This is a genomic window from Sphingomonas sp. IW22 (assembly GCF_041321155.1).
Taxonomy (GTDB): domain Bacteria; phylum Pseudomonadota; class Alphaproteobacteria; order Sphingomonadales; family Sphingomonadaceae; genus Sphingomonas.
On the sequence record NZ_JBGGWB010000001.1, the window covers coordinates 119,824 to 144,849 of the forward strand.

The 25,026-nt window shown below is 64.4% G+C and carries 22 protein-coding genes; 11 read left to right on the forward strand and 11 right to left on the reverse strand.

What is annotated here, in order from left to right; genetic code table 11:
* Nucleotides 1-30: 30 nt before the first annotated feature.
* Nucleotides 31-1,572 carry a cryptochrome/photolyase family protein gene (locus ACAX61_RS00600; protein WP_370712896.1) on the reverse strand — a complete coding sequence of 514 codons (1,542 nt, stop codon included), beginning with the start codon at nucleotides 1,570-1,572 and terminating at the stop codon, nucleotides 31-33.
* Between the two features lie 43 nt (nucleotides 1,573-1,615).
* Here ACAX61_RS00600 and queF point away from each other — a divergent pair, with 43 nt between their 5' ends.
* From queF to ACAX61_RS00615, 3 genes are all read left to right on the forward strand, one after another.
* On the forward strand, nucleotides 1,616-2,062 hold the full coding sequence (gene queF / locus ACAX61_RS00605; protein ID WP_370712897.1) for a preQ(1) synthase: 447 nt from the start codon (nucleotides 1,616-1,618) through the stop codon (nucleotides 2,060-2,062).
* A 128-nt stretch (nucleotides 2,063-2,190) separates the two neighbouring features.
* Nucleotides 2,191-4,470, forward strand: coding sequence for a glycosyltransferase family 4 protein (locus tag ACAX61_RS00610; RefSeq protein ID WP_370714860.1), 2,280 nt, complete (start codon nucleotides 2,191-2,193; stop codon nucleotides 4,468-4,470).
* A 40-nt stretch (nucleotides 4,471-4,510) separates the two neighbouring features.
* Entirely contained in the window at nucleotides 4,511-5,797 is a 1,287-nt protein-coding gene (locus tag ACAX61_RS00615) for a glycoside hydrolase family 130 protein (RefSeq protein WP_370712898.1), read from the forward strand.
* Between the two features lie 47 nt (nucleotides 5,798-5,844).
* Here ACAX61_RS00615 and ACAX61_RS00620 read toward each other — a convergent pair whose 3' ends face one another.
* The 4 genes from ACAX61_RS00620 to ACAX61_RS00635 form a co-directional block, all read right to left on the reverse strand.
* On the reverse strand, nucleotides 5,845-6,039 hold the full coding sequence (locus ACAX61_RS00620; protein WP_370712899.1) for a hypothetical protein: 195 nt from the start codon (nucleotides 6,037-6,039) through the stop codon (nucleotides 5,845-5,847).
* A complete protein-coding gene (ppdK, locus tag ACAX61_RS00625) occupies nucleotides 6,036-8,723 on the reverse strand; it encodes a pyruvate, phosphate dikinase (protein WP_370712900.1) in 2,688 nt (895 codons plus the stop codon). Before ppdK ends, ACAX61_RS00620 begins: the two co-directional genes overlap by 4 nt.
* 63 nt (nucleotides 8,724-8,786) lie before the next feature.
* A complete protein-coding gene (glyS, locus tag ACAX61_RS00630; protein ID WP_370712901.1) occupies nucleotides 8,787-11,183 on the reverse strand; it encodes a glycine--tRNA ligase subunit beta in 2,397 nt (798 codons plus the stop codon).
* Entirely contained in the window at nucleotides 11,180-12,046 is an 867-nt protein-coding gene (locus ACAX61_RS00635) for a glycine--tRNA ligase subunit alpha (RefSeq protein WP_370714861.1), read from the reverse strand. The genes glyS and ACAX61_RS00635 overlap by 4 nt, the downstream gene beginning before the upstream one ends.
* Before the next feature lie 154 nt (nucleotides 12,047-12,200).
* On the opposite strand from ACAX61_RS00635, the gene ACAX61_RS00640 reads away from it, so the two are divergent.
* The 4 genes from ACAX61_RS00640 (at nucleotide 12,201) to ACAX61_RS00655 (ending at nucleotide 17,127) form a co-directional block, all read left to right on the forward strand.
* Nucleotides 12,201-13,409 (forward strand): ATP-binding protein, encoded by a 1,209-nt coding sequence (locus ACAX61_RS00640; RefSeq protein ID WP_370712902.1) that lies wholly within the window; start codon nucleotides 12,201-12,203, stop codon nucleotides 13,407-13,409.
* Nucleotides 13,410-13,477: 68 nt separating this feature from the next.
* Nucleotides 13,478-14,806 (forward strand): MFS transporter, encoded by a 1,329-nt coding sequence (locus tag ACAX61_RS00645; protein ID WP_370712903.1) that lies wholly within the window; start codon nucleotides 13,478-13,480, stop codon nucleotides 14,804-14,806.
* Nucleotides 14,803-15,723 carry a cysteine synthase A gene (gene cysK, locus ACAX61_RS00650; protein WP_370712904.1) on the forward strand — a complete coding sequence of 307 codons (921 nt, stop codon included), beginning with the start codon at nucleotides 14,803-14,805 and terminating at the stop codon, nucleotides 15,721-15,723. Before ACAX61_RS00645 ends, cysK begins: the two co-directional genes overlap by 4 nt.
* A 78-nt stretch (nucleotides 15,724-15,801) precedes the next feature.
* A complete protein-coding gene (locus tag ACAX61_RS00655; protein WP_370712905.1) occupies nucleotides 15,802-17,127 on the forward strand; it encodes a cell wall hydrolase in 1,326 nt (441 codons plus the stop codon).
* Between the two features lie 26 nt (nucleotides 17,128-17,153).
* Here the strand turns inward: ACAX61_RS00655 and ACAX61_RS00660 are convergent, their stop codons facing one another.
* Genes ACAX61_RS00660 through ACAX61_RS00680 form a run of 5 tightly spaced genes read right to left on the reverse strand, consistent with a single transcriptional unit; the run spans nucleotide 17,154 to nucleotide 20,566 of the window.
* Nucleotides 17,154-18,956: an acyl-CoA dehydrogenase C-terminal domain-containing protein gene (locus tag ACAX61_RS00660; RefSeq protein WP_370712906.1), complete on the reverse strand. Its 1,803-nt coding sequence runs from the start codon at nucleotides 18,954-18,956 to the stop codon at nucleotides 17,154-17,156.
* 11 nt (nucleotides 18,957-18,967) lie between these two features.
* Nucleotides 18,968-19,402 (reverse strand): MerR family transcriptional regulator, encoded by a 435-nt coding sequence (locus ACAX61_RS00665; protein WP_370712907.1) that lies wholly within the window; start codon nucleotides 19,400-19,402, stop codon nucleotides 18,968-18,970.
* A 31-nt stretch (nucleotides 19,403-19,433) separates the two neighbouring features.
* Nucleotides 19,434-19,946 (reverse strand): hypothetical protein, encoded by a 513-nt coding sequence (locus ACAX61_RS00670; RefSeq protein WP_370712908.1) that lies wholly within the window; start codon nucleotides 19,944-19,946, stop codon nucleotides 19,434-19,436.
* On the reverse strand, nucleotides 19,924-20,286 hold the full coding sequence (gene hisI / locus ACAX61_RS00675; RefSeq protein ID WP_370712909.1) for a phosphoribosyl-AMP cyclohydrolase: 363 nt from the start codon (nucleotides 20,284-20,286) through the stop codon (nucleotides 19,924-19,926). The genes ACAX61_RS00670 and hisI overlap by 23 nt, the downstream gene beginning before the upstream one ends.
* Nucleotides 20,287-20,317: 31 nt before the next feature.
* Complete coding sequence (locus ACAX61_RS00680; RefSeq protein ID WP_370712910.1) at nucleotides 20,318-20,566, reverse strand: DUF7218 family protein; 249 nt, start codon at nucleotides 20,564-20,566, stop codon at nucleotides 20,318-20,320.
* A gap of 140 nt (nucleotides 20,567-20,706) precedes the next feature.
* On the opposite strand from ACAX61_RS00680, the gene purF reads away from it, so the two are divergent.
* Together purF and ACAX61_RS00690 are read left to right on the forward strand one after the other, a co-directional pair.
* Nucleotides 20,707-22,164, forward strand: coding sequence for an amidophosphoribosyltransferase (purF, locus tag ACAX61_RS00685; RefSeq protein ID WP_370712911.1), 1,458 nt, complete (start codon nucleotides 20,707-20,709; stop codon nucleotides 22,162-22,164).
* A gap of 30 nt (nucleotides 22,165-22,194) precedes the next feature.
* The gene (locus tag ACAX61_RS00690; RefSeq protein WP_370712912.1) at nucleotides 22,195-22,905 is read left to right on the forward strand and encodes an SDR family NAD(P)-dependent oxidoreductase; all 711 of its coding nucleotides are present in this window, start codon (nucleotides 22,195-22,197) and stop codon (nucleotides 22,903-22,905) included.
* A gap of 155 nt (nucleotides 22,906-23,060) precedes the next feature.
* Here ACAX61_RS00690 and arfB read toward each other — a convergent pair whose 3' ends face one another.
* Nucleotides 23,061-23,486, reverse strand: coding sequence for an alternative ribosome rescue aminoacyl-tRNA hydrolase ArfB (gene arfB, locus ACAX61_RS00695; protein WP_370712913.1), 426 nt, complete (start codon nucleotides 23,484-23,486; stop codon nucleotides 23,061-23,063).
* 123 nt (nucleotides 23,487-23,609) lie between these two features.
* Here arfB and ACAX61_RS00700 point away from each other — a divergent pair, with 123 nt between their 5' ends.
* The gene (locus ACAX61_RS00700; RefSeq protein WP_370712914.1) at nucleotides 23,610-24,308 is read left to right on the forward strand and encodes a pirin family protein; all 699 of its coding nucleotides are present in this window, start codon (nucleotides 23,610-23,612) and stop codon (nucleotides 24,306-24,308) included.
* Between the two features lie 106 nt (nucleotides 24,309-24,414).
* A complete protein-coding gene (gene wrbA, locus ACAX61_RS00705) occupies nucleotides 24,415-25,017 on the forward strand; it encodes an NAD(P)H:quinone oxidoreductase (protein ID WP_370712915.1) in 603 nt (200 codons plus the stop codon).
* Nucleotides 25,018-25,026: the final 9 nt, after the last annotated feature.

Consider the following 25,026-nt stretch of genomic DNA (forward strand, 5'->3'; position numbering starts at 1 on the left):
CAGTCCCTCCACCTATGTTGTGCGACGGGTCTAGGAAGAACCCGACCCGCCGCCAAGCGCCTTAAGGTATGATGCCGCATGGGCGCGGATTTCCGCCTGCGTGTCCGCCGTCATCCGATCCCAATTGCGATACGGCATGCCCAGCCGGGGATTGTCGCCCAGCTTCGCACGATTGCGGGCCAGAAAATCCCAGTAAAGCGCGTTGAAGGGGCAGGCATCAGGCCCGGTCCGCTGCTTCACATCGTAACGGCACCGCCCGCAATAGTCGGACATGCGGTGGATATAGGCACCCGACGAGGCATAGGGTTTCGACGCCAGCAATCCGCCATCGCCGAACTGGCTCATGCCCAAGGTATTGGGCGCCTCCACCCATTCATAGGCGTCGGCATAAACCTCAAGATACCAGCGCTGGACCTGCACCGGGTCGGCGCCGATCAGCAGCGCGTAATTGCCGGTCACCATCAGCCGCTGGATATGGTGGGCATAGGCATGGTCGATGGTCCCGCCGATGGCCTGCGCCATACAGTGCATTTCGGTTTCGCCGGTCCAGTAAAAATCGGGCAGATCGCGGCGGGCATTCAGGAAATTGCGCGCGGTATAGTCCGGCCCCTCCCGCCAATAGATGCCGCGCACGAATTCGCGCCAGCCGATAATCTGCCGGATAAAGCCCTCTGCCGCGTTCAGGGGCACCTTGCCCTCCCGATACTGCCGCTCCACCGCTCGGCACAGTTCCAGCGGGTCGAGCAGCCCGCAGTTCAGATAGGGGGACAGGACCGCGTGCCACAGAAAGGGCTCATCCGTCAGCATGGCATCCTGAAAATCACCGAAGCGCGGCAGATGCCAGCGAAGGAAATGCGCCTGTTGCCGGCGCGCATCCTCGACGGAAACGGCCAGGTCAAAACCGTCCAGCCTGCCCACATGATTGCCGAATCGCTGCCGGACCAGCGCCATCACGTCACACGTGATCGCATCCGGCTCGAACGACAGGGGGCGCGGTATCCGATCGCCCCGGTTGGCGGGTTTGCGGTTGTCGGCATCGTAATTCCATTGCCCGCCTTCGGGCTGGTCGCCGTCCATCAACAGCCCGGTCTTGCGGCGCATTTCGCGATAGAAAAATTCCATGCGCAGTGATTTGCGGCCCGCTGCCCACGCTTCGAACTCGGCATGGGAGCAGATGAAGCGCGTGTCGGCGCGGACCTCCACCGGGCATGCAAAGCGATCCGACCAGCTTTCCAGCATGGCGCGCACCCGCCATTCGCCCGCTTCGGTCACGACGATGCGCTCCGGCGCGTACCGCTCAACCGCGCGCGCGACCTCGGCCGAAAAGCTGCCCTGGTTTTCGGGATCGTCCAACGTCACATAATCGACCCGCCACCCCGCCGCCCGCAGCCGTTCGGCATGATGCCGCATTGCAGAAAACAGGAACGCGATCTTGCGGAGGTGGTGTCGGACATAAGTCGCCTCCTCATCCACCTCCATCATCAGGATCTGCGCCTGCGTCGGGTCGATGCCGGACAGCGCCGACAGGTCATCCGACAACTGATCGCCCAGGATCGGGATCAGGATCGTCATGCTACCGCTTCCAACCTTTCGTTCGCCGCCTATATGGCGCGCCATGACACCCAAGCATCTCGGCCAGACCAGCGCCCTGCCCGCCAGCCCGGAAGAAGCGGAACTGGACTATGTTCCAAATCCGCGCACCGGGTCTTTATACTGTGTCCGCTTCGCCGCGCCGGAGTTCACGTCGCTCTGCCCAGTGACTGGACAGCCCGATTTCGCTCATCTGGTGATCGATTACGTGCCCGGCGCGACAATCGTGGAATCGAAATCGCTCAAGCTGTTCCTTGGCAGCTTTCGCAATCACGCGGCCTTTCATGAAGATTGCACCGTCGGCATCGGCCAGCGGCTGTTCGATGAAATGAAGCCCGAATGGCTGCGGATTGGCGGCTACTGGTACCCGCGCGGCGGCATTCCGATCGATGTGTTCTGGCAATCCGGCCCACCGCCTGCCGGCGTATGGGTACCCGATCAGGGCGTTTCCGGCTATCGCGGGCGGGGATAAACCGGCCTGAATTTATGGTGAACAAATCCTGTTGCGCCGCAGCAATGTTGCAACCATATGTCACCTAAGTCGTTTTGGAGAATGAGTTTGGGTCCAACGGGCTTGTCCCGCATTGCGAAAGGTAAATGATGTCGACGCTTGCTGAAGCGAAGGCGCCGGAAATCGAACGCATCGCGCTGATCGGCAATTTCCTGCCACGTCAGTGCGGACTGGCGACGTTTACCACGCATTGTTACCAAGCCCTGACGGCCCGCTTTCCCGATTTGGTGGTCGATGTCTATGCGATGGACGATCATCCGGGCCGCTATGATTACCCGCCTGAGGTGACCGGCACGATCCCGCAGGACGACCGCATGGCCTATCTGGCTGCGGCCCGCCGAATTGAAGAGTCTGGCGCACAGGCGGTCTGGGTTCAGCACGAATATGGTATCTACGGCGGCAGCGCCGGCGACCACCTGCTGGCGCTGCTCGACCGCGTGACCGCGCCGGTGATCGTTACCTTGCACACCGTGCTTGAGCGTCCCAGCGCCGACGAACGCCGCGTGATGGAGGCGCTGCTGCGCCGTGCGGGCAAGGTCATTGTGATGGCCGAAAAGGGCCGCGAAATCCTGACCCGCGTCCACGGTGCCGATGCGCGCAAGGTCGCGATGATCCCACACGGCGTGCCCGACCGTCCCTTTGTCGAGCCTGACAGCATGAAGGCGCGCTTTGGCTGGCAGGGGCAGCGGGTGATCTTTACCTTTGGCCTGCTGGCCCCGAACAAGGGCATCGAAACGATGATCTCGGCCATGCCCGCGATCGTCGCCGCCGAACCTCGTGCGCATTATGTCGTGCTGGGTGCAACCCACCCCAATCTGATCGCGCATGAGGGGGAGGCGTATCGCGAACGGCTGATCGCTCAGGCGGCCGATCTGGGCGTGGCGGATCACGTTCACCTGATCGACGGATTTGCTGACGAACCGGCGCTGCTGGACTATCTTCAGGCCGCCGACGTTTATGCCACGCCCTACAACAACCCGGCGCAGATCACGTCCGGGGCGCTCAGCTTTGCCGTCAGCATGGGCAAGCCGGTCGTTTCCACCCCCTATATCCATGCCACAGAAATTCTCGACGATGCACATGGTGTGCTGGTCGATTTTGCCGATGTCGACGGCTTTGCGCGCGCGATCGCCGGTCTGTTGGCCGATGACGATGCCCGTATGGCGCTGTCGATGCGTGCTTATCAGCGGGGTCGCACGATGTTGTGGCCGCGCCTTGCGGAGAGCGTCATGACCGAGATCGCGCATGTCATCGCCGCCCGGCCCCGTCGGCTCGCTGGCCCCAGTGTCGAGAGTGCGACACTCAGCCCCGACCTGACGGCGGTCGAGCGAATGAGCGATGCCACCGGCATGCTCCAGCATTCAATCTATTCGATCCCCGACCGTCGCCATGGCTATTGCATCGATGACAATGCCCGCGCGCTGATCCTGATGTGCCGCATCGACCCGGTGGATGAAGGAACGCGCGACAAATGGACCAGCATCTATGCGTCGTTCGTCCAACATGCGTGGAACCCGGACCTCCGCCGCTTTCGCAACTTCATGAACTTCGACCGCACTTGGTGTGAGGATGAAGGGTCAGAGGATTCGAACGGTCGAACGCTCTGGGCGCTGGGTGTCACCGCAACAGAGGCACGGGCGCGCAAGCATCGCGACTGGGCGGCGGCGATGTTCGACCAGACCGCCAGCCTCGCGTTCGAACTGGGCAGCCCGCGCGCCCAGGCCTTTGCCATGCTGGGTGCGGCCGCCATGCGACGCGGTTTTCCCGGCCATCCGATCGCAACCCGCATCCTCGAAACCTTTGGCGAGCAACTGATCGCGCTTTGCGAGCGCAATCGTCGGCCCGACTGGCAGTGGTTCGAAATCGTTCTCGCCTATGACAATGCCCGCTTGCCGGAGGCATTGATCGAGGCGGGCCGCTCGCTCGGCCGCGCGGACTTCGTGGCATGCGGGGTCGAAACACTCGAATGGATTGTTTCGCGCCAGACAAGCCCTGAGGGGCGGTTCCGCGCCGTCGGCACCGAAAGTTTCGGCCGCGAATATGCCGAACCCCTTCCCTTCGACCAGCAGCCGCTCGAGGCGCAAGCGACGGTGGAGGCTTGTGCCGCAGCGTTCAACGCGACGGGCGACCGCCGCTGGCTGGATGAAGCGCAAAAGGCTTATCGCTGGTATCTGGGCGCCAACGACCTCGACCTGCCGCTCGCAACGGCGCAGGACGGCGGTTGTTTCGACGGGCTTCAACCCACCGGATTGAACCGCAATCAGGGGGCGGAATCGATTTTGGCGCTCCAATTAGCGAATTGCGCCATTTCGACCCTTTCGCAGCAAGGCTCAAATCTGGCAGACCCGGCTCGCATCGTCGTCGCGTAATTTGTTTGTTCCGGAAGCGACGGCCTTGAGGGGGGCGTGAATGCTCGAGTTGGAAACCCATGCGCTGCGGCTGCACGCCGATCCTTCGCGCGTGGTGGTGCGTCCGTTTCATATCGCCTGGCAATCCAATGGCAGCGCCCCCAGCCGCACTGAGCGGCTGGTGCAGTCCGTGCTGAACATGTCGCCCGTCGAAGCGCGGATGCAGCTGAACGCCGTGCTCAAGGATTTCGAGGCGCGCCACTGGCAGACGCGCCGCGTGTTCATGACGCGCTATGACCAGATCGAGGCGCTGCTGGGCCTGGATGGCGGCAATATCTCGGATGAAAAGCGTCAGCTGATCGGCGCCTATTTCTGTCACGAATACAGCTACGCCGCCGCCGCGTTGATGAATCCCAGTGCGGTGCCGCATCACGACCAGTCGGGCATGCCGCCCGGTTCGCTTCGCATCCTGATGTCGCTGCGTGCAGTCGGCGAAGGGCATATTTCGTCGGTCGCCTTCCGTGAAGGCATCATCACCGATCAGAATGAACTGATCCTCGCGCCAGAGCCGCCCTTTGCCACCGCGGTCGACGTGGAGGACGGCGACGAACACGTCATTCCCGAAGGCGAAGTGACCGTTCACCGTCATCGCGACTCGACCTTGTCGGGCACGGTCATTTTCCCGATCACGCGCGCGCAGTCGAACGGGTTGGAAGACATGCGCCTCGTCCACTTCACGCATGAGGACGGCAGTCAGGAATGGCTGGGCACCTACACCGCCTATAACGGCTCGGTCATTCAGTCCGAAATGCTGCGGACGCGCGATTTCCGGTCATTCGATCTGGTGCCGATGACTGGCTCCGCCGCGCGAAACAAGGGCATGGGCCTCTTCCCCCGCAAGGTCGGCGGCCAATATATGATGATCGGACGGCAGGACGGTGAGAACCTGTTCCTCATTCGCTCCGACACGCTGACCCATTGGGATGAAGGCCAGCTGCTGCTCAAGCCGCATTATCCCTGGGAGCTGGTGCAGATCGGCAATTGCGGCCCGCCGATTGAGCTGGATGAGGGCTGGCTGCTGCTGACCCACGGCGTCGGTGCGATGCGCAAATATTCCATCGCGGCCGTGCTGCTGGACAAGGACGATCCGTCGAAGATCATCGGCCGGATGCGCGAACCCCTGCTCGCTGCGGCCGATCAGGACCGCGAGGGATATGTCCCCAACGTGGTCTATTCGTGCGGCGCGTTGCGGCACGGCGATCGGTTGTTCGTCCCCTATGGCATTGCCGACAGTTCGGTCGGCTTTGCGTTCATTACCATCAAATCACTGCTGAGCGTGATGGATTGACGATCCGCGCCCGCCCGTCGCCCTTGTGCGACAGGCGGGCGATTGGGTCAGAAGGGCAGCAGTTCCGGGCCGCCGGGCCAGATCACATCCTCGGTCCAATCGACGCCGGCCAGCAACGTCATCGCGACCGCCACGACCAGGCAAAGGTCGAACAATGCCACCGCCGCCCATGCGATGAACGGGTGAAACGGGCCAACCCGGTCGAAACCATCAACGGTCACGCGCCTGTTTTCACCGCTCATCGTGCCAGCGCCGCCTGAGCCGCCGCCAGTCGCGCGATCGGCACGCGATAGGGGCTGGCCGATACGTAATCGAGCCCGACCTTCTCGCAAAAGGCGATCGACGCCGGGTCGCCGCCATGTTCGCCACAGATGCCCAGCTTGATGTCGGGCCGCGTGCTGCGCCCGCGCGTCGCCGCCAGCTCGACCAGTTCTCCCACGCCTTCGACATCGATGCTGACGAACGGGTCGCGGGCATAAATACCCTGTTCGACATAGGCCGTCAGGAACCGGGCGGCATCGTCGCGGCTCACGCCCAACGTGGTCTGGGTCAGGTCGTTGGTGCCGAAGCTGAAAAACTCGCCCACTTCGGCAATCTCCCCAGCACGCAGCGCGGCGCGCGGCAGCTCGATCATCGTGCCGACCAGATATTCGATGCGCCGCCCCTTGTCCGCGAACACCGCCTCGGCAGCCTTGTCGACAACGCCCTTCATCAGTTCCAGTTCGCGGCGTGTTGCAACCAGCGGGATCATCACTTCGGGCACCGGGCCCGCGCCCGATTTTTCCGCGACCTCGACCGCCGCCTCAAAAATGGCGCGGGCCTGCATCTCGTAGATTTCGGGATAGGTGACGCCTAGGCGACAACCGCGATGGCCGAGCATCGGGTTGAATTCGTGCAGTTCACCCGCGCGACGCTTCAGCGCATCGACTGCGATGCCGGTCGCCCTCGCCACTTCCTCGAACTCCGCATCCTCATGGGGCAGGAATTCGTGCAGCGGCGGATCGAGCAGGCGGATGGTAACGGGAAGACCGGCCATCACCTCGAAAATCTCGATAAAATCGGCGCGCTGTTCGGGGAGCAGCTTGTCAAGCGCGGCGCGGCGGCCCGCTTCGTCCGACGCCAGGATCATCTGGCGCACTGATGTAATGCGGCCCGCGTCGAAGAACATATGCTCCGTGCGGCAAAGCCCGATGCCTTCCGCCCCGAACTCGCGCGCGGTGCGGCAATCCGCGGGGGTTTCGGCATTGGTCCGTACCTTCAGGCGGCGGACCTTGTCGGCCCACACCATCAACGTGCCGAAATCGCCCGCCAGTTCGGGCTGCACCGTGGGCACGGCGCCCGCCATTACCTCGCCCGTCGATCCGTCGATGGTGATGACGTCGCCCGCGCGGACCTCTCGCTCACCCACGCGCATCACGCCGTCCTTGCCCTTGATCGACAAGGCGCCCGCGCCCGACACGCATGGCCGACCCATGCCGCGCGCCACGACGGCGGCGTGGCTGGTCATGCCACCGCGTGCGGTCAGGATCCCCTTGGCCGCGTGCATGCCGTGAATATCCTCCGGGCTGGTCTCGACGCGGACGAGGATCACGTCCTCTCCATTTGCCGCCGCGCGTTCGGCGGCGTCGGCGTCGAACACCACCTTGCCCGATGCCGCACCCGGCGAAGCGGGCAGCCCCTTGGTCAGCACGTCGCGCGCCGCGTCGGGGTCCAGCGTCGGGTGGAGCAGCTGGTCCAGCGCGGCCGGATCGACCCGCGCCACCGCCTCTTCCTGCGAAATCAGCCCTTCGCTCGCCATGTCGACCGCGATCTTCAGCGCCGCCTTGGCCGTGCGCTTCCCGCTGCGCGTCTGGAGCATCCACAGCCTGGCCTTTTCGACCGTGAACTCGATGTCCTGCATGTCGCGGTAGTGCCGCTCCAGCGTGTCAAAAACGCGCGCCAGCTCGCCGTAAACCTCCGGCATCGCTTCTTCCATCGAAGCGGGCTTGGCGCCTGCGGCCTCACGCGCGGCGCGGGTCAGATATTGCGGCGTGCGAATGCCCGCCACCACATCCTCACCCTGCGCGTTGATCAGGAACTCGCCATAATAGCCGTTCGCCCCGGTCGAAGGGTCGCGGGTAAAGGCGACGCCCGTGGCCGATGTGTCGCCCATATTGCCGAACACCATCGCCTGCACGTTGACCGCCGTGCCCCAGTCGCCGGGAATGTCGTTCAACCGGCGATAGACCTTGGCGCGTTCGGACTGCCACGATCCGAACACCGCGCCGACCGCGCCCCACAACTGGTCATGTACGTCCTGCGGGAACGGCTTGCCCCACAATTCGGCCACCAATGCCTTGTATTCGGCCACCAGTGTCTTGAGGTCGTCGGCGGTCAGATCGGTATCGAGGAAGTAGCCCTGATCCTCCTTGGCGATTTCCAGCGCTTCCTCGAACCGGTCATGGTCGAGGCCCAGCACCACGTCCGAATACATCTGGATGAAGCGGCGATAGCTGTCCCAGGCAAAGCGTGGATCGTCGGATACGCGAGCCAGCCCTTCGACCGTTTCGTCGTTCAGGCCCAGGTTGAGGACCGTGTCCATCATCCCCGGCATCGACACTCGCGCACCCGACCGAACCGACACCAGCAGCGGGTTGGCCGGGTCGCCAAACGCCTTGCCCGTCACCGACTCGATATGAGCAAGGCCGTTCGCCACCTCGGCGCGCAGGCTGTCGGGGAACGCCTCCCCCTCCTCATAATAGCGTGCGCACATCGCGGTGGAGATGGTGAAGCCCGGCGGCACCGGCAGCCCGATCGAGGCCATTTCGGCCAGGTTCGCGCCCTTGCCGCCCAACAGGTTCTTGTCGCCCTTGCCGCCGTCGGACACGCCGCCGCCAAAGCGATAGACATATTGGACCTCGCCCGCTTCCCGCACCGCCGTCGCCATCGCTTCGCTCCTATCGCTGCATACGTATGCTGAGACGCGGAATAGCGTCACATCCGCATTTTGCTATCCCTCGATGCGTGAGAAATCGGCAACGCGGTGCACTGCCGCGCGCATCCGGGCGAGGAGCGCAAGACGTGCCTGACGCTTGGCGGGATCGGCATCGTTGACCGTCACCGATTCGAAAAAGGCGTCGATCGGCGCGCGCAGACTGGCGAGCGCGGCCATGGCCCCTTCGAAATCCTCCGCCTCGACCGCACGCGCGGCGCGCGGTTCGGCTTCGTCCAGCGCGGCGATCAGCGCGGATTCGGCCGGTTCGGGGGTGAAGGTTTCGCCCACCACGCCGTGCGCGTCGCCCGCCACTTCCGCCAGCGGGTCTTCCTCGCCCGTTTGCGGGATATGGCCACCGGCCAGATCGGCCTCGATCACGCGGCGTTCCTGCGGCAGACGCTTTGGCTCGTCGCCAAAGGGCTGGGACTGATCGGCGGCTTCGGCCAGCGTCGGCACATGCGGATCGGCGGCGGGGAGCGCATCGTCCTGCCACCCTTCCTTCTTCAGAATGTTCGCCGCGCGCTTATACCCGGCCAGCAGGTTCGCACCCTCCCCCGTCGTCACGAACGCCTGAAGCGCATGAACGCGAGCAAGCAGCCGGACGAGGTCGTCCTCACCGCCGAGCGCGAACACCGCGTCGATCAGGTCGTGGCGAACCCCGGCTTCGCGCTGCTGGACTTTTAGGCGGTCGGCGAAGAAGTTGATCACAGCGCCTCCGGCCGCTTCAACTCGCACGCTGAAAGCATCAAGTTCTTCCGTTGAGCGTGCCCTTTCGATCATATTCTGACGCGTTTTCTCATACTCGTCTGGGTTCATAGGATCACCCGCCGCCGTACGCGCTCTGACCAACTCGCGAAACTTTTCCGCCCATTCAGCACCACTTACCGTCGCCGCTACCCGGGCCATTGAGAGACTGATGGCAAGAAACAGGCCGAACCGCACATTATTGGCTTGCAATAACTCGATTAGACCAAGAGCGGCTCGGCGCAGCGCGAACGGGTCCTTGGAACCGGTAGGAGGCAGGTCTGCAATGTAAAACGCCGAAATCGTATCCAGCTTATCCGCCAGCGACACCGCGACCGTCACCGGCGCAGTCGGCACTTCGTCGCCCTGCCCGACCGGTTTGTAATGATCGCGCACCGCTTCCCAGACTTCGCGCGGCTCGCCCTGTGCGGCGGCGTAATAGCCGCCCATCAGGCCCTGAAGCTCGGGGAACTCGCCCACCATGCCGGTGACCAGATCGGCCTTGGCCAGCCGCGCGGCGCGTTCGGCGTGAGCGGGGTCGGCATTTTTGACGATGCCTTCCTCGACCAGCCAGCGCGCCAGCTTGGCCACGCGCTCGACCTTGTCGGCGACAGTGCCCAGCTTTTCGTGGAAGACGATCTTTTCGAGCTTCTTTGCCTGTTCTTCCAGCGGCACCTTCAGGTCAGTGTCGTAGAAGAAGCGCGCGTCGGACAGGCGGGCGGCCAGCACCTTCTGATTACCGGCGACGATCTTTTCACCGCCATCGCGCGCGGCAATATTTGCCACGCAAATGAAAGCGTTAGCCAGCTTTCCTGACGCATCCTGACAAACGAAGTATTTCTGATTCACACGCGCTGTGAGCTGAATGACCTCAGCCGGCACGTCCAGAAACTCAGCATCAAAGCGGCCCAGCAGCGGCACCGGCCATTCTGTCAGGCCCGCATTTTCCGCGACCAGCCCTTCATCCTCGACCAGCGTCAACCCAGCCTCGCCCGCCAGCGCGGTCGCGCGGTTGCGGATGATCGCACGGCGTTCATCCTGATCGACGATGACGTGCGCCAGCCGCAGCTTTTCAACATAGTCGTGCGCGCCGCCAATGGTGATCGGCTGCGGGCTGTGGAAACGGTGGCCGACGGTTGCATAACCGCTGGTGATCCCCGCCACTTCGCATGGCACCAGCTCCTCGCCCAGAATGGCGACAATGCCTTGTAACGGGCGCACCCAGCGCGGGCTTTCGCTCGACAGCGACGGCGCACCCCAGCGCATCGACTTGGGCCACGGGAATGCGCGCACGATCGCCGGAATGGCGGCGGCCAGCACATCGGCGGTGGCGCGGCCGGGGCGTTCGGTGACGGCGAACCACACGCCGTCCCGCTCGGTCAGTTGCTCACGCGACAGGCCGGTCTTGCGGAGAAAACCCTCCAGCGCCTGTTCGGGCGCGCTGGTGCGCGGCCCCTTCACTTCCTCGCGCACGGCTTCGGTCGCCTGCGGCAGTCCGCTGGCGATCAGAGCGAGGCGACGCGGCGTGGCATAGGTGACGATCCCGGCGGCGGCGATGCCGGCCTTTGCCAGTTCGGCCGTGAACAGCTTTTCAAGATCGGCGCGCGCGCGATCCTGCATCCGGGCGGGGATTTCCTCCGAACGAAGCTCAAGCAGAAAATCGGTCACAGCGACCACTCCGGAAAACGTGCCTGCCACTGGGGTGTCATCTTTTCGATCTGCTTCTGGCAGCTGCCCTTGGCCAGATCGCGCACACGGCCGATATAGGCCTGACGCTCCGCGACGGAGATGACGCCGCGCGCCTGCAACAGGTTGAACACATGGCTGGCCTTGATCGCCTGTTCATAGGCGGCGATCGGCAGGTTGGCGTCCAGCGAGTTCTCGCATTCGGCCACATGCTTCCTGAACTGGTCGAACAGGCTGTCGGTGTTTGCGACCTCGAAATTCCAGGTCGACATCTGGCGTTCGTTTTCCAGAAACACGTCGCCATAAGTCACGCCCGCGTCGTTGAACGCGAGGTCGTACACGCTGTCCTTGTTCTGGATATACATGGCCAGCCGCTCAAGCCCGTAGGTCAGCTCACCCGCCACCGGCTTGCAATCGAAACCGCCCATCTGCTGGAAATAGGTGAACTGGGTCACCTCCATCCCGTCGCACCACACTTCCCAGCCAAGGCCCCAGGCGCCCAGCGTCGGGCTTTCCCAGTCGTCCTCGACAAAGCGGATGTCGTGCTTGAGAGGGTCGATGCCGATCGCGGCCAGCGAATCCAGATACCGGTCCTGAAGGTCGGGCGGGCTGGGCTTCAGGATCACCTGATACTGGTAATAATGCTGAAGCCGGTTGGGGTTCTCGCCATAGCGCCCGTCGGTCGGGCGGCGGCACGGCTGGACAAACGCGGCGTTCCACGGCTCCGGCCCCAGCGCGCGCAGCGTGGTGGCGGGGTGAAAGGTGCCCGCCCCCATTTCCATGTCATAGGGCTGAAGAATGGCACAGCCCCGCGCGCTCCAATAATCATGGAGCGTCAGGATCATGCGCTGGAAGCTCATCGGCTGGGTGTTGTCGGACACCGGAAACCTTCGCGTTGGATGGATAGGAAAGGCCGCTTCCCTTGGCGGAGGCGGTGCCGGGGGTCAATAACAGCGGCAGGCACGACAAAGCGAGCAGGATCGGTTACGCGATCCGGCAATGGCAGGGGATCGGGCGATTCGCGCGGGCGTCGCGCTGGGCATCGCGGTGGCGAGCGGCGCCGCCGCGCTCGTTATCGGCAGCGATGCGAACGCAATCGTGGTGGCGGTGGTCGGCGCAATCGCCGCCGTGCTGGTCGCGCTGGGCACCGCATCGGATGAGCCTGAGGAAGCGGCCTCCGCGCCGCCCCCGCCCCCGCTGCCCCCCGAACCGCTGATCAGCGACGTGATCGAAGCGGTGATCGAACCCGTGATGATTATCGCCGACCGCCGCGTGGTGCGCGCCAACGCGCCCGCACGCGCGCTGCTCGGCCAGCATATTCTGGGGGAGGATGTGCGCCTGGCCATCCGCCACCCCGCTGCCGCAGAACGGCTGACCGCCGCGCCCGACACGGCGGATGACGAACCGATCCATCTGGTCGGCTTGGGCACGCGCGAGCAGCGGTGGGAAATGCATGTGCGCCGGGCGGGGCCGTCGCTGCGCGTCGTGCATCTGATCGACCGCACCGGCAGCTATGCCGCCGACCGCATCCGCGTCGATTTCGTCGCTAATGCCAGCCACGAGCTGCGGACCCCGCTGGCGTCGATCCTCGGCTTTGTCGAAACCCTGCGTGAAGGCGCTGGCGACGACCCTGAAGTACGCGACCGTTTCCTCAAGATCATGCTGGGCGAAGCGACCAGGATGCGCCGTCTGGTCGACGACCTGATGAGCCTTTCGCGGATCGAGGCCGAGAAATACCGTGAACCCGGCCAGACCGTCCGGCTGGGCGAACTGGTGGAGGAGGTCCGCGCCGAAGTGGAAAGCACCGCCAACGGCCGCGCCGGCGACGTCGTTACCGCCGTGGCAGATGCGCCGCCGGTGCGCGGCGACCGCGCTCAGCTGAGCCAGCTGCTGCACAATCTGATCGGCAATGCCCTGAAATATGGCCGCCCTGGCACGCCCGTGACGGTCGAGCTGGAACATGACGGCGGCGCGATGGTGCGCCTCAGCGTGCGCGATCAGGGCGACGGCATTGCCCCCGAACACCTGCCGCGCCTGACCGAACGCTTTTACCGCGTCGATTCGGGACGCAGCCGCGCGGCCGGCGGCACCGGCCTTGGCCTCTCCATCGTCAAGCATATCGTCGAGCGGCACCGCGGGCGGCTGGACATTGCCAGCACGCCGGGCACCGGCACCGTAGTCACCGTGATGCTGCCCGCCATTCGATAGGAGGGCTGCGGCGCGGGCAACGCGATCTCAGGTTGCAGTCGCGGGCTTTAGGTTCCAATCGCGCGGTCATGTCTGCACCCCATCCGCTCTCCATCCCCAGCTACCGCGCCTATTGGATCGCCCGCCTTGCCAGTACGCTGGGCCAGATGGCGATGGTCATCGTCATCGGCTGGCAGGTCTATGACATCGCGCGTGAGACAATGGGGGTTAAGGCCGCCGCATTTCAGCTGGGGCTGATCGGCGTGGCACAGTTCGTGCCGCTGCTGTTCCTCAGCCTGATCACCGGATGGACCGCCGACCGGCTGGACCGGCGCTGGATCGCGCGCGCATCGGTCGCGCTGGAGGCGGGCTGTGCCGGCGTGTTGGCGTGGCTGACCTATACCGACGCGATCACGCTGCCCGCGCTTTTCGCGGTCGCGGCACTGCTCGGCGTCGCGCGCGCCTTTGCCAGCCCCGCGCTACAGGCGCTGGCGCCCAATCTGGTGCCGGCGGCGTCGCTGCCCACCGCCATCGCCCTGTCCTCGCTTGCGTGGCAGTCCGGATCCGTCATTGGCCCGGCAATGGGCGGGTATCTCTATGCCGCCGCCGACTGGGGCGCCTATGCAGCGTCGACCGTGTTGTTCGCGCTGGCGTTCCTGTGCCTGTTGTTCATCCACCCGATTCGGCGCACCGCGATCACCGGCGCGCGCAATCCATGGGCGCAGATGGTCGACGGTCTGCATTATGTCCGCCGCAATCGGCTGGTGCTGGGCGCCATCAGCCTCGATCTGTTCGCCGTGCTGCTAGGCGGCGCGACGGCGATGCTGCCCATCTATGCCCGCGACATCCTGATGGTTGGGGCCGAGGGGCTGGGCCATTTGCGCGCGGCGCCCGCACTCGGCGCCGTCGCGGTCGGCGCCTGGTTCGCGTGGCGCCCGTTGAAGCGCGACGTGGGCGGCAAGATGCTGCTGGCCGTGGTCGGCTTTGGTGCGGCAACCGTCGTGTTCGGGCTGGCCGCGCCGGTGATGCTGCCCATTCTGGGCCCATCGGCGGTGGGAAGCGACTTTGCTCCCGCGGTTGCCGTGTCGCTGGCCGCGCTGTTCGTGATCGGCGCGACCGACATGGTTTCGGTCTATGTCCGCCAATCGCTGATCCAGCTTTATACGCCCGACGCGATGCGCGGGCGCGTCGGCGCGGTGTCGACGCTGTTCGTTTCCGGCTCGAACGAACTGGGCGAGGCACGCTCCGGTTTCCTGGCGGCGGCGCTTGGGCCGGTGCTGGCGGTTGCGGGTGGCGGCGCACTAGCCATATTGGTCACGTTATACTGGGATCGACTGTTTCCCGAACTGCGCGCCGCGCGCAGCTTCGACCCGCCGGAAACGCTCGAATTCCCGCCGCTGGAGGAGAAGACGGCATGAAGGCGAACTCGATCCTTGCCACCATCGGCAACACGCCGCACGTGCGGCTGAGCCGCCTGTTCCCCTCGGCCGAAGTGTGGGTGAAGTCGGAACGCTCGAACCCCGGCGGCTCGATCAAGGACCGCATCGCACTGGCAATGATCGAAGCGGCGGAGCGCGATGGCAAGCTCCAGCCCGGCGGCACGATTGTCGAGCCGACCAGCGGCAACACCGGCGTCGGGCTGGCAATGGTCGCGGCAGTCAAGGGCTATAAGCTGATCCTCGTCATGCCCGAAAGCATGTCGGTGGAGCGCCGCCGCCTGATGCTCGCCTATGGCGCCAGCTTCGACCTGACCCCGCGTGAAAAGGGGATGAAGGGCGCAATCGAGCGCGCGATCGAGATCGTTGGCGAAATCCCCGGCGCATGGATGCCGCAGCAGTTCGAAAATCCTGCGAATATCGATGTCCATGTTCAGAACACCGCTCAGGAAATCCTCAACGATTTCCGCGATGAGCCGATCGACGTGATCATCACCGGCGTCGGCACGGGCGGACATATCACCGGTGTCGCAGAAGCGTTGAAGCAGCATTGGCCGAAGCTGAAGGTCTTTGCCGTCGAACCCGAAGCATCGCCGGTCATTTCGGGCGGCCAGCCCGCCCCGCACCCCATTCAGGGCATTGGCGCGGGCTTTATCCCAACCAACCTGCACACCCAGGCGATCGACGGCGTCATCCGCGTGCCTGCCGATGCTGCAAAGGAAATGGCGCGTCGTTCTGCGCGGGAAGAAGGGATTTTGGTCGGCATCTCCTCCGGCGCAACGCTGGCAGCGATCGCGGCGAAGCTGGACGAACTCCCCGAAGGTTCGCGCGTGCTGGGCTTCAACTATGACACGGGCGAGCGTTATCTGTCGGTGCCCGATTTCCTGCCTGAACAATAAGCGCCGACCAGCGCGCTTCGGCTCGGTGGACCGGCTGGTCGTCAGCCGCTCCGCCCTGCCGCTTGTCGTCCGGACACCATGCGAACCGTAAACGCCCGACCAAAGCCCGGCACGCCGCCATCGCGGCCCATGCGCGCGGCACTGACGCTACTTGCGGTCATCGCGATCCTGGCTCCGCTGGTGATCGTGATGACCGCGCCGCGCATCACGGCACAGCCGCGCGTCGCGATCAGGCGGCCTCAGCGCGTCGTTCCCAAAGCAGTCCTGCCACCGGTGGAGCCGGCGCTGTTCGTGCCGGTCGATCCGTCGGATGCGCGGGCCTATAACGCTTCCATCCCCTTCTCGACCGCGCCGCTGCTCAGCGCACGCCCTTTCCGTATCGTGGGGGATGCGGACAGCGTCGCGCGGGCCACCGACTGCCTGACCGCCGGTGTGCTTTATGAAGCGGGTGACGACCCGGTCGGCCAGCGCCCGGTCGCCCAGGTCATTTTGAACCGGCTTCGGCACCCGGCCTTTCCCAAGACGATCTGCGAAGTCGTGTTCCAGGGATCGGAACGCCAGACGGGCTGTCAGTTCACCTTTACTTGCGACGGCGCGCTGGCCCGCCGCTATTCGGACGCTGCGTGGCGCCGCGCGCGCGATGTGGCCACCGCCGCGCTGACAGGCCGGGTGGAAAAGGCGGTCGGCATGGCAACCCATTACCATACCGACTGGGTGGTACCTTATTGGAGCGCGAGCCTGGACAAGGTGAGCGAGGTGCACAGCCACCTGTTCTTTCGCTGGACCGGCTGGTGGGGCACGCCGCCGGCCTTTCGCGGTCGTTACCGCGCAGCCGAACCGCTGATCGCCAAGCTGAGGGGGATTGCGCCCGCTCATAGCAGCACGGCGGATGATCCTGGCGAACAGATTGCCGACGCCGCCATCGCAATCGCGCCCGACGCAGTGCCGCAGCCCAGCGACAGCGATCCCAATCTGTTTCTGCTGACGCTCGACCCGAAAATGGCGCCCGCCCAACATGCTGCGGTTGCGCAAGCCGCGTGCGGCACGCGGCCCTATTGCAAGCTGATGGCACGGACCGACCAGGCTGATACGCCCGCGGCGCTACCCGCTGATCCCCGCCGGATCGAACGGCTTGCCTTCAGCTATCTGCGCGACCGGCAACGTGGGTTCGACAAGGCATTGTGGGACTGCACCCGGTTTCAGCGCATTGATCCAAGCGAATGCATGAAGCCGCGCCTACCCGCGCCGGCGACAAAGCCGGTGCCACCCGCCCCGGCGGCGGGCGCTATTCCTTCGGCAACGGCAGCCCCGGTTACGGAACTTGATGGCGTCCGCCGCCGATCCGGCCCGGCGACGGCCCCCGCTGTCACAACGGCGGCCAGACCGGCGGCCGCCCCACAGTAAAGCAGGACGGCCCATCGACCCGGCGCTTATGCGGCCAGAAACATCTCCGGCTCCAGCGCCATTACCGCATCGGCCCCGCCCTCGATCTTGCGGCGCAGCGCACCGGTATCGGGCAGGATGCGCTCGGCATAAAAGCGCGCCGTCGTCACCTTAGCGTTGAAGAAGCGTGCATCGCCCTCACCCGATGCCAGCTGAGCCGTCGCGGCGCGCAGCATCCGCATCCACATCAGACCCGTCGCGACAATGCCCATCAGATGCATATAGCTATGTGCGCCCGCACCGACATGCTCGGGGTTTTTCATGCCGTTGGCCAGAAACCACATGGTTGCGGCCTGAAGGTCGCCCAGCGCCTTTTCCAGTCGCCCCGCAAAGTCGGCGGCGGCTTCCTCTTCCTTGGCGGCGGCGATTTCGTCCCCGACCAGCTTGAAAAGCGCCTGCACCGCGCGCCCGCCATTCTGGGCCAGCTTGCGCCCGACCAGATCCATCGCCTGCACGCCATTGGTGCCTTCGTAGATCATGGCGATCCGCGCATCGCGAACATATTGCTCCATGCCCCATTCGGCGATGTAGCCATGGCCGCCAAAGACCTGCTGCGCGTTGGTGGCGACGTCGTAACCCTTGTCGGTGCCATAACCCTTGATGACCGGGGTCAACAGGCTGATCAGATCGTCAGCCATCTGTCGCTCGCCCTCATCCACCGCCTTTTGCGACAGGTCGACCTGAAGCGCGCCCCACAGGCACAGCGCACGCAGGCCTTCGGTCAGCGCCTTGGCCTCCATCAACATGCGGCGCACATCAGGATGGACGAACAGCGTGTCGGCCTTTTCGTTCGGCTCTGCCGCGCCGGTCAGCGCCCGGCCTTGACGGCGATCGCGAGCATAATGGACGGCGTTCTGGTAAGCGACCTCGGCCACGCCCAGCCCCTGCAGGCCGACACCCAGCCGTGCGGCATTCATCATGATGAACATGGCGGCCAGCCCCTTCATCTCCTCGCCGACCAGCCAGCCCTTGGCCCCGTCATAATTCATAACGCAGGTCGAATTGCCGTGAATGCCCATCTTGTGTTCGATCGAGCCGCACGACACCCCGTTGCGGTCGCCCAGCGATCCGTCCTCGTTCACGATGAACTTCGGCACAACGAACAGGCTGATGCCCTTTGAGCTGTCGGGCGCGCCGGGGGTCTTTGCCAGCACCAGATGAATGATGTTGTCGGTCAGGTCATGCTCGCCCGACGAAATGAAGATTTTGGTGCCGGTGATCGCATAGCTGCCATCGCCCTGCGGTTCGGCCTTGGTCTTGATCAGGCCAAGATCAGTGCCGCAATGCGGCTCCGTCAGGTTCATGGTCCCACCCCATTCACCCGACACCATCCGCGGCACGTACATGGCCTTTTGCTCGTCCGAGCCCTTGGCCATCAGCGCGGCGATCGCGCCATGGGTCAGGCCGGGATACATGGCAAAGGCCATGTTGGCGGAAATCATATATTCCTCGAACGCGGTCGAGACGGTGTGCGGCATCCCCTGCCCGCCAAACGCCTCCGGCGCGCCCAGCGTCATCCAGCCTGCCTCGCGAAGCTGGTCGTAGGCGGCCTTGAACCCTTCAGGCGTGGTCACGCTGCCATCGTCGTGCCGCGTGCAACCCTGCTGGTCGCCCACCTGATTGAGCGGGAACAGCACCTCCGCGACGAAACGGCCACCTTCCTCCAGCACGGCGTCGACCATGTCAGACGTCGCATTGGCGAAACCGGGCAGATTGGCGTGACGCTCAAGCCCGACGACATGGTCCAGGATGAAGCGGGTATCGCGAACCGGCGGGGTATATTGGGGCATGGTCGATCCTCTCAGGCGTTCTTGTTGTTCCCGGCCGCTTCGACGACGGCCAGAAAATCGTTCAGCTCGGCAATGGCGGCGTCGATGTCACGCTTTTGCGCTTCCAGCGTCGCAATGCGCGTGCGACATTTCTCGATCGTCACCTGTCGCTGGATGCGGCGACCGTCGCCGATGTCGTACAGGTCGATCATCTCGCGGATCTCGGCGAGGCTGAAACCCACCCGCTTGCCGCGCAGAATCCAGGCAAGCCGTGCGCGGTCGCGGTGCGAATAGATGCGCTGCAATCCGCGCCGTTCGGGGGCGATCAGGCCCTCATCCTCGTAGAAACGCAGAGCGCGCGGCGTCACTTCAAACTCGGCACACAGGTCCGAAATGGAAAAGGCATCGCGGTCGTGGCGCGGCTCGATCGGGGCAAGGGCTTCATGCGTGGCAGCGGTCGTAAGCATGCCGCCAAAATAATTGCCCTTAACGTAAGCGTCAACTGTCGCAGAGCATCCGGCGCCTACCGTCACGCAAAGCGGTCGCCTCGGCCACGCTTTCGGACAAACGCTCGACCGACATGTCGGTCAGCGTCCCGCGCACGCCGCAGAAACGACGGCAGCCGGCGGGCACTTGAGGAGGAAAAGCCAGGCTTTCTCCGTCAAATACCGCGTCGAATTCACAGTCGCCGGCAGCACCCAATGTGACCGTGATGATGTCGTCATCGCGCTCTGCAACGCCCGCTGCGGCACAGGACTGGCCGGGGCCGTGATCGCGCACCACGCCGATGCGCGCGCCGCGGCCCTGTTCGACAATGCACAGCCGGTCGCCGCCCGACGCGTAAAGCCCAGTCATCGGCGCATCGCCGGGTGCGCGGACCAACCCGCGATCCATGGCGGCGCGTTCCAGCCCGGCATCGCCATCGCCACCGACCACGCGCTTTACCACATCGCCACCGCCGCACGCCGCCAGCGGCAGCGCGATAAGGCTAATCCAGCGCTTCCAGCGCATCGCCCGCCACCCGTCGATAGAAACAGCTGCGCGCGCCCGTGTGACAGGCGGGGCCCGCCGGCTCGCAAATCAGCCACAGCGCGTCCTGATCGCAGTCGATCCGGATGTCGCGGACATGCAGGACATGGCCCGACGTCTCGCCCTTTTTCCACAGCCGCCCGCGGCTGCGTGACCAGAAATGTGCCTCCCGCGTTTCCACCGTGGCCGCCAGCGCCTCGGCATTCATGTGCGCCACCATCAGCAGCTCGCCCGTTGCGGCATTGGTCGCCACGGCAGTAAGCAACCCGGCGGCGTCATATTTGGGGTCGAGCGTCAGCCCGGTATCGCGCGTGTCAGCCATGCCTGCCCCCTAGCCATGGCTGCCCCGTGGCTCAATGGTCCCTGATCGCCTTGATCAGTTCGTCCTTGTTCATGTCCGATCGGCCATCGATCCCAATCTTTTTCGCTTCGTCATAAAGTTCGTCACGAGTGCGATCCTCAAGCTGCGTGCTCTTGTGATCCAGCGACCCTGCCGTCTTGGCATTGGCGATTCGTGCGGCCTTTTCCTTGGATGCGCCGTCCTTTCGCAGGTCCTCGTACAACTTGTCGTCCTTCACCGAACTGCCATGATCCTTAGCCATGATCGCGTCTCCTTTGGGGCCTGAACGCATGTTCCGGCGTGCGGCTCCCGTGGCAAATGTGACGACGGGGCGACAAACGGCCACGGCGTGCCTATATGCGCGCCAACGAATCCCTTCGATCATCGGAAAGCACCGGGCGTATGCTGACCACTCACCCGTTCGACGACGACCATCTTCGCGAGGAATGCGGCATCTTTGGCGTCGCAAACGCCGAAGGCGCAGCGGCGCTGGTGGCGCTGGGCCTGCATGCTCTTCAGCATCGCGGGCAGGAAGCGGCAGGCATCTCCACCTTTGATGGGGCGCAGTTCCACACCCATCGGGCGATGGGTCATGTCGCGGGCAATTTCGACCGCGATGAAGTGATTCGTGCGCTGCCCGGCACGATGGCGGCGGGGCATGTCCGTTATTCAACCACGGGCGAAACCGCGCTTCGCAATGTCCAGCCGCTTTACGCCGATCTGGCCAGCGGCGGCTTTGCCATCGCCCATAACGGCAACATTTCGAACGCGCTGCGGCTGAAGCGCGATCTGGTGCGGTCGGGTTCGATCTTTCAGTCGACCAGCGATACCGAGGTGATCATCCACCTGGTCGCAACGTCCAGCTATCGCTCGCTGCTCGATAAGTTCATCGATGCGCTGAAGCGGGTCGAGGGCGCCTATTCGCTGATCTGCATGACGCCGGAAGGCATGATCGCCTGTCGCGACCCGCTGGGGATCCGACCCCTGGTGATGGGGCGTCTGGGTGATTCGGTGATCTTCGCATCCGAAACCGTCGCCCTCGACGTGGTTGGTGCCGAGTTCGAACGCGCCGTGGAGCCGGGTGAGCTGGTAATCGTGCAGGACGGTCAGGTCCGCTCGATCCGCCCGTTCAAGCCGGTCGCCCCGCGCCCGTGCATTTTCGAACACGTCTATTTCAGCCGTCCTGACTCGATTGTCGATGAACGCTCAATCTATTCGGTGCGCAAGAATATCGGCGCGCAGCTTGCCATCGAGGCGCCGGTTGAGGCGGATCTCGTCATCCCGGTTCCCGATTCGGGCGTGCCCGCCGCCATCGGCTATGCGCAGGAATCGGGGATTCCTTTTGAACTGGGCATCATCCGGTCGCATTATGTCGGACGCACCTTCATCCAGCCGGGCGACAAGGTCCGGCATTTGGGCGTCAAGCTGAAGCACAACGCCAATCGCGCGCTGATCCAGGGCAAGCGGGTTGTGCTGATCGACGATTCGATCGTGCGCGGCACCACCAGCCTGAAAATCGTGCAGATGATGCGCGAAGCGGGCGCCAGCGAAGTGCATATGCGCATCGCATCGCCCCCGACTCGCCACAGCTGCTTCTACGGCGTCGACACGCCCGAACGCGCCAAGCTGCTCGCGGCCAAGATGGACGTGGGCGGCATGACAGACTTCATCCATGCCGACAGCCTGGCGTTCGTGTCGATCGACGGCCTGTACAAGGCGCTGGGTGAGGCGAAGCGCGCCGACATTCGGCCCAGCCATTGCGACGCGTGCTTTACCGGCGATTATCCGACCACACTGACCGATCAGGATGAACGCGGCACGGTCGAGCAGTTTTCGATGCTCGAAGAACGCGTCGGCTGACCCGATTCCTTCACTAACGACAGGACTGCCATGACCGACACGCCACTTTCGGGCCGGATCGCGCTCGTCACCGGTGCCTCGCGCGGGATCGGCGCGGCGACGGCAATCGCTCTCGGTGCACGCGGCGCGCATGTCGTACTGACAGCCCGCACCGCCGGCGGTCTGGAGGAGGTTGAGGAACAAATCTACCTTGCGGGCGGGTCGGCGACGATCGCCCCGCTGGACCTTAGCGAGACGGATGGGGTTGCCCGGCTGGCAAGCGCGGTGTCCGAACGGTGGCAGGCGCTGGACATTCTGGTGCTGAACGCGGGGATGCTGGGCACGCTGGCGGCGGTTCCGGCCATCGATATGAAGGAACTTGCCAAGGTGCTGACCCTGAACGTCAGCGCACAGGCAGCGCTTATAGCCTCGTTCGACCCGTTGCTGCGGCGGAGCGAGAGCGCGCGGGTGATCGGCGTGACCTCCAGCGTGGGGCGGACTCCGCGTGCCTATTGGGGTGCTTACGGCGCATCCAAGGCGGCTTTCGAGACGCTGATCGCCAGCTATGGCGAAGAGATGCGGAACATCAGCAAGGTCCGCACCGCCATCGTCGACCCCGGCGCCACGCGAACGAAGATGCGCGCACGCGCCTATCCGGGTGAAGATCCCGCCAGCGTGAAGCCCCCGGAAACCGTAGCCGAACGTATCGCTGATTTGGCGGTTGAAGGCTTCGATCCGAACCTGCGCGTCCGCGTCGACTAACTCAAACCGACAAAAAGAAAGGCCGACCCGTTAAGGATCGGCCTGAAAGTTTTAGGAGAGGATGCCTGAAAGGCATGGTCTTTTTGCGCTGCAGCACGCTTTTGTGCAAGTGCGAAAAGGATCGGGGCGATTGCATTTAACGCAACCATGCCCGTTCAGTCGATCCGTACGCGGCCCCGCCCGCTTTTCACTGCACCGCGCTTTGCCTTCGCATCGACGCGGCGTGTCTGCGAGGCGCGGGTCGGCTTGGTCGCGCGTCGCGCCTTGGGCACAATCGTTGCCTCGCGGATCATCTCGATAAGGCGTTCGCGAACTTCGCGTCGGTTCATTTCCTGCGACCGGGCACCTTCGCCGCGCAGGATAAGCACGCCTTCACGCGTCATGCGGCTGCCCGCCAGTTCGGCAAGGCGATATTTCACCCGGTCCGGCAGGTTCGGCGACGCGGCAATATCGAAGCGCAGCTGAACCGCGCTGTCGGTCGTGTTCACATGCTGCCCGCCGGGTCCGCTCGCGCGCGTAAAGCTTTCGACGAGTTCGCTCGAATCGATCGAAATTGCGCGGGTAACAGGGATGCGGGCCATGGCGCCGTCATGCCAGACCGCTGCCACGCCGCCACGCGCGGTTTACGAAACGATAGGTTTCCATGGTTTCCATTTTAGATCGCGCCCAGCCTCTCTATCTCCTGGTCAACCAAGGAGGTCATAATGATCGACAAACGACCATTTGAAACGCTCGGCCATGCCGATCATGGCTGGCTCAACGCACGGCATCATTTCTCGTTTGCCAATTATTACGATCCCGGTCGCATGGGCTGGGGCTCGATCCGCGTGTGGAACGATGACGAGATCGCGGCGAACAGCGGCTTCCCTCCGCACCCGCACCGCGACATGGAAATCATCACCTATGTCCGCACGGGCGCGATCACTCATCAGGATTCGATGGGCAACAAGGGCCGCACCGGCGCTGGCGATGTTCAGGTGATGTCGGCGGGCACGGGCGTTCGCCACGCCGAATATAATCTGGAAGCCGAAACCACGACGCTGTTCCAGATCTGGATCGAACCAAAGCGCGCGGGTGGTGCTCCCAGCTGGGGTGCAAAGCCGTTTCCCAAGAACGACCGTTCGGGCCGTTTCGTGACGCTGGCCAGCGGCTTTGCCGAAGATGGTGACGCCCTGCCGATCCGCGCCGATGCGCGGGTCATGGGCGCGACACTGAAGGCCGGCGAACGGGTCGAGCATGTCGTGGGCGAGGGTCGCCACGCCTATCTGGTGCCAGCGACAGGTGCGATCGAGATTGACGGCGTATCATTCAAGGCGCGCGACGGCGCCGCGCTGTCCGGTGGCAAGACCTATCTGATCCGCGCAGTCGAAGATGCCGAGCTGGTGATGGTCGACGCCGACTGACGTTCTTCGACGCCTGCCTCCCTCCCCCTCCATGCAGGCGTCGGACGGGGAAGGGCCGCGCCAACCGCGACCCTTCCCCAACCCTTTCAAGACAGGAGATACGCCGATGGCAAAGGTTCTGGTGCTTTATTACTCGTCCTATGGGCATATGTCGCAAATGGCCGACGCGGTTGCAGAAGGCGCGCGTTCGGCAGGCGCGACGGTGGACGTTCTGCGCGTCCCCGAAACCGCGCCCCCCGAAGTGGCAGCGGCTGCTGGCTTCAAGTCGGATCACACCCACGGCGTGATCGAAAGTGCCGAAAAGCTGGCCGACTATGACGCGATCGTTATCGGCAGCCCGACCCGTTTCGGGCGCATGTCCAGCCAGATGGCATCGTTCCTGGACCAGGCCGGCGGCCTGTGGTTCCGCGGCGCGCTGAACGGCAAGGTGGGCGCGGCCTTCACCTCCACCGCGACGCAGCATGGCGGGCAGGAGACGACGCTGTTCTCCATCATCACCAACCTGCTGCACTTCGGCCTGACGGTCGTTGGGCTCGACTATGGCTATCAGGCCCAGATGTCGAACGAGGCGGTCAATGGCGGCACCCCTTATGGCGCATCGACCATCGCCAATGGCGACGGCAGCCGCATGCCAAGCCAGATCGAACTCGACGGCGCGCGCTATCAGGGCAAGCGCGTTGCCGAAACGGCGGCCAAGCTGTTCGGCTGATGCCAAAGG

What these genes read in the sequence shown, in the direction of transcription:
- ACAX61_RS00600 (WP_370712896.1), bottom strand. Translation starts at nt 1,572, where the DNA reads ATGACGATCCTGATCCCGATCCTGGGCGATCAGTTGTCGGATGACCTG.
- queF (WP_370712897.1), top strand. Translation starts at nt 1,616, where the DNA reads ATGACACCCAAGCATCTCGGCCAGACCAGCGCCCTGCCCGCCAGCCCG.
- ACAX61_RS00610 (WP_370714860.1), top strand. Translation starts at nt 2,191, where the DNA reads ATGTCGACGCTTGCTGAAGCGAAGGCGCCGGAAATCGAACGCATCGCG.
- ACAX61_RS00615 (WP_370712898.1), top strand. Translation starts at nt 4,511, where the DNA reads ATGCTCGAGTTGGAAACCCATGCGCTGCGGCTGCACGCCGATCCTTCG.
- ACAX61_RS00620 (WP_370712899.1), bottom strand. Translation starts at nt 6,039, where the DNA reads ATGAGCGGTGAAAACAGGCGCGTGACCGTTGATGGTTTCGACCGGGTT.
- ppdK (WP_370712900.1), bottom strand. Translation starts at nt 8,723, where the DNA reads ATGGCGACGGCGGTGCGGGAAGCGGGCGAGGTCCAATATGTCTATCGC.
- ACAX61_RS00635 (WP_370714861.1), bottom strand. Translation starts at nt 12,046, where the DNA reads ATGATCCTGACGCTCCATGATTATTGGAGCGCGCGGGGCTGTGCCATT.
- ACAX61_RS00640 (WP_370712902.1), top strand. Translation starts at nt 12,201, where the DNA reads ATGGCAGGGGATCGGGCGATTCGCGCGGGCGTCGCGCTGGGCATCGCG.
- ACAX61_RS00645 (WP_370712903.1), top strand. Translation starts at nt 13,478, where the DNA reads ATGTCTGCACCCCATCCGCTCTCCATCCCCAGCTACCGCGCCTATTGG.
- cysK (WP_370712904.1), top strand. Translation starts at nt 14,803, where the DNA reads ATGAAGGCGAACTCGATCCTTGCCACCATCGGCAACACGCCGCACGTG.
- ACAX61_RS00655 (WP_370712905.1), top strand. Translation starts at nt 15,802, where the DNA reads ATGCGAACCGTAAACGCCCGACCAAAGCCCGGCACGCCGCCATCGCGG.
- ACAX61_RS00660 (WP_370712906.1), bottom strand. Translation starts at nt 18,956, where the DNA reads ATGCCCCAATATACCCCGCCGGTTCGCGATACCCGCTTCATCCTGGAC.
- ACAX61_RS00665 (WP_370712907.1), bottom strand. Translation starts at nt 19,402, where the DNA reads ATGCTTACGACCGCTGCCACGCATGAAGCCCTTGCCCCGATCGAGCCG.
- ACAX61_RS00670 (WP_370712908.1), bottom strand. Translation starts at nt 19,946, where the DNA reads ATGCGCTGGAAGCGCTGGATTAGCCTTATCGCGCTGCCGCTGGCGGCG.
- hisI (WP_370712909.1), bottom strand. Translation starts at nt 20,286, where the DNA reads ATGGCTGACACGCGCGATACCGGGCTGACGCTCGACCCCAAATATGAC.
- ACAX61_RS00680 (WP_370712910.1), bottom strand. Translation starts at nt 20,566, where the DNA reads ATGGCTAAGGATCATGGCAGTTCGGTGAAGGACGACAAGTTGTACGAG.
- purF (WP_370712911.1), top strand. Translation starts at nt 20,707, where the DNA reads ATGCTGACCACTCACCCGTTCGACGACGACCATCTTCGCGAGGAATGC.
- ACAX61_RS00690 (WP_370712912.1), top strand. Translation starts at nt 22,195, where the DNA reads ATGACCGACACGCCACTTTCGGGCCGGATCGCGCTCGTCACCGGTGCC.
- arfB (WP_370712913.1), bottom strand. Translation starts at nt 23,486, where the DNA reads ATGGCCCGCATCCCTGTTACCCGCGCAATTTCGATCGATTCGAGCGAA.
- ACAX61_RS00700 (WP_370712914.1), top strand. Translation starts at nt 23,610, where the DNA reads ATGATCGACAAACGACCATTTGAAACGCTCGGCCATGCCGATCATGGC.
- wrbA (WP_370712915.1), top strand. Translation starts at nt 24,415, where the DNA reads ATGGCAAAGGTTCTGGTGCTTTATTACTCGTCCTATGGGCATATGTCG.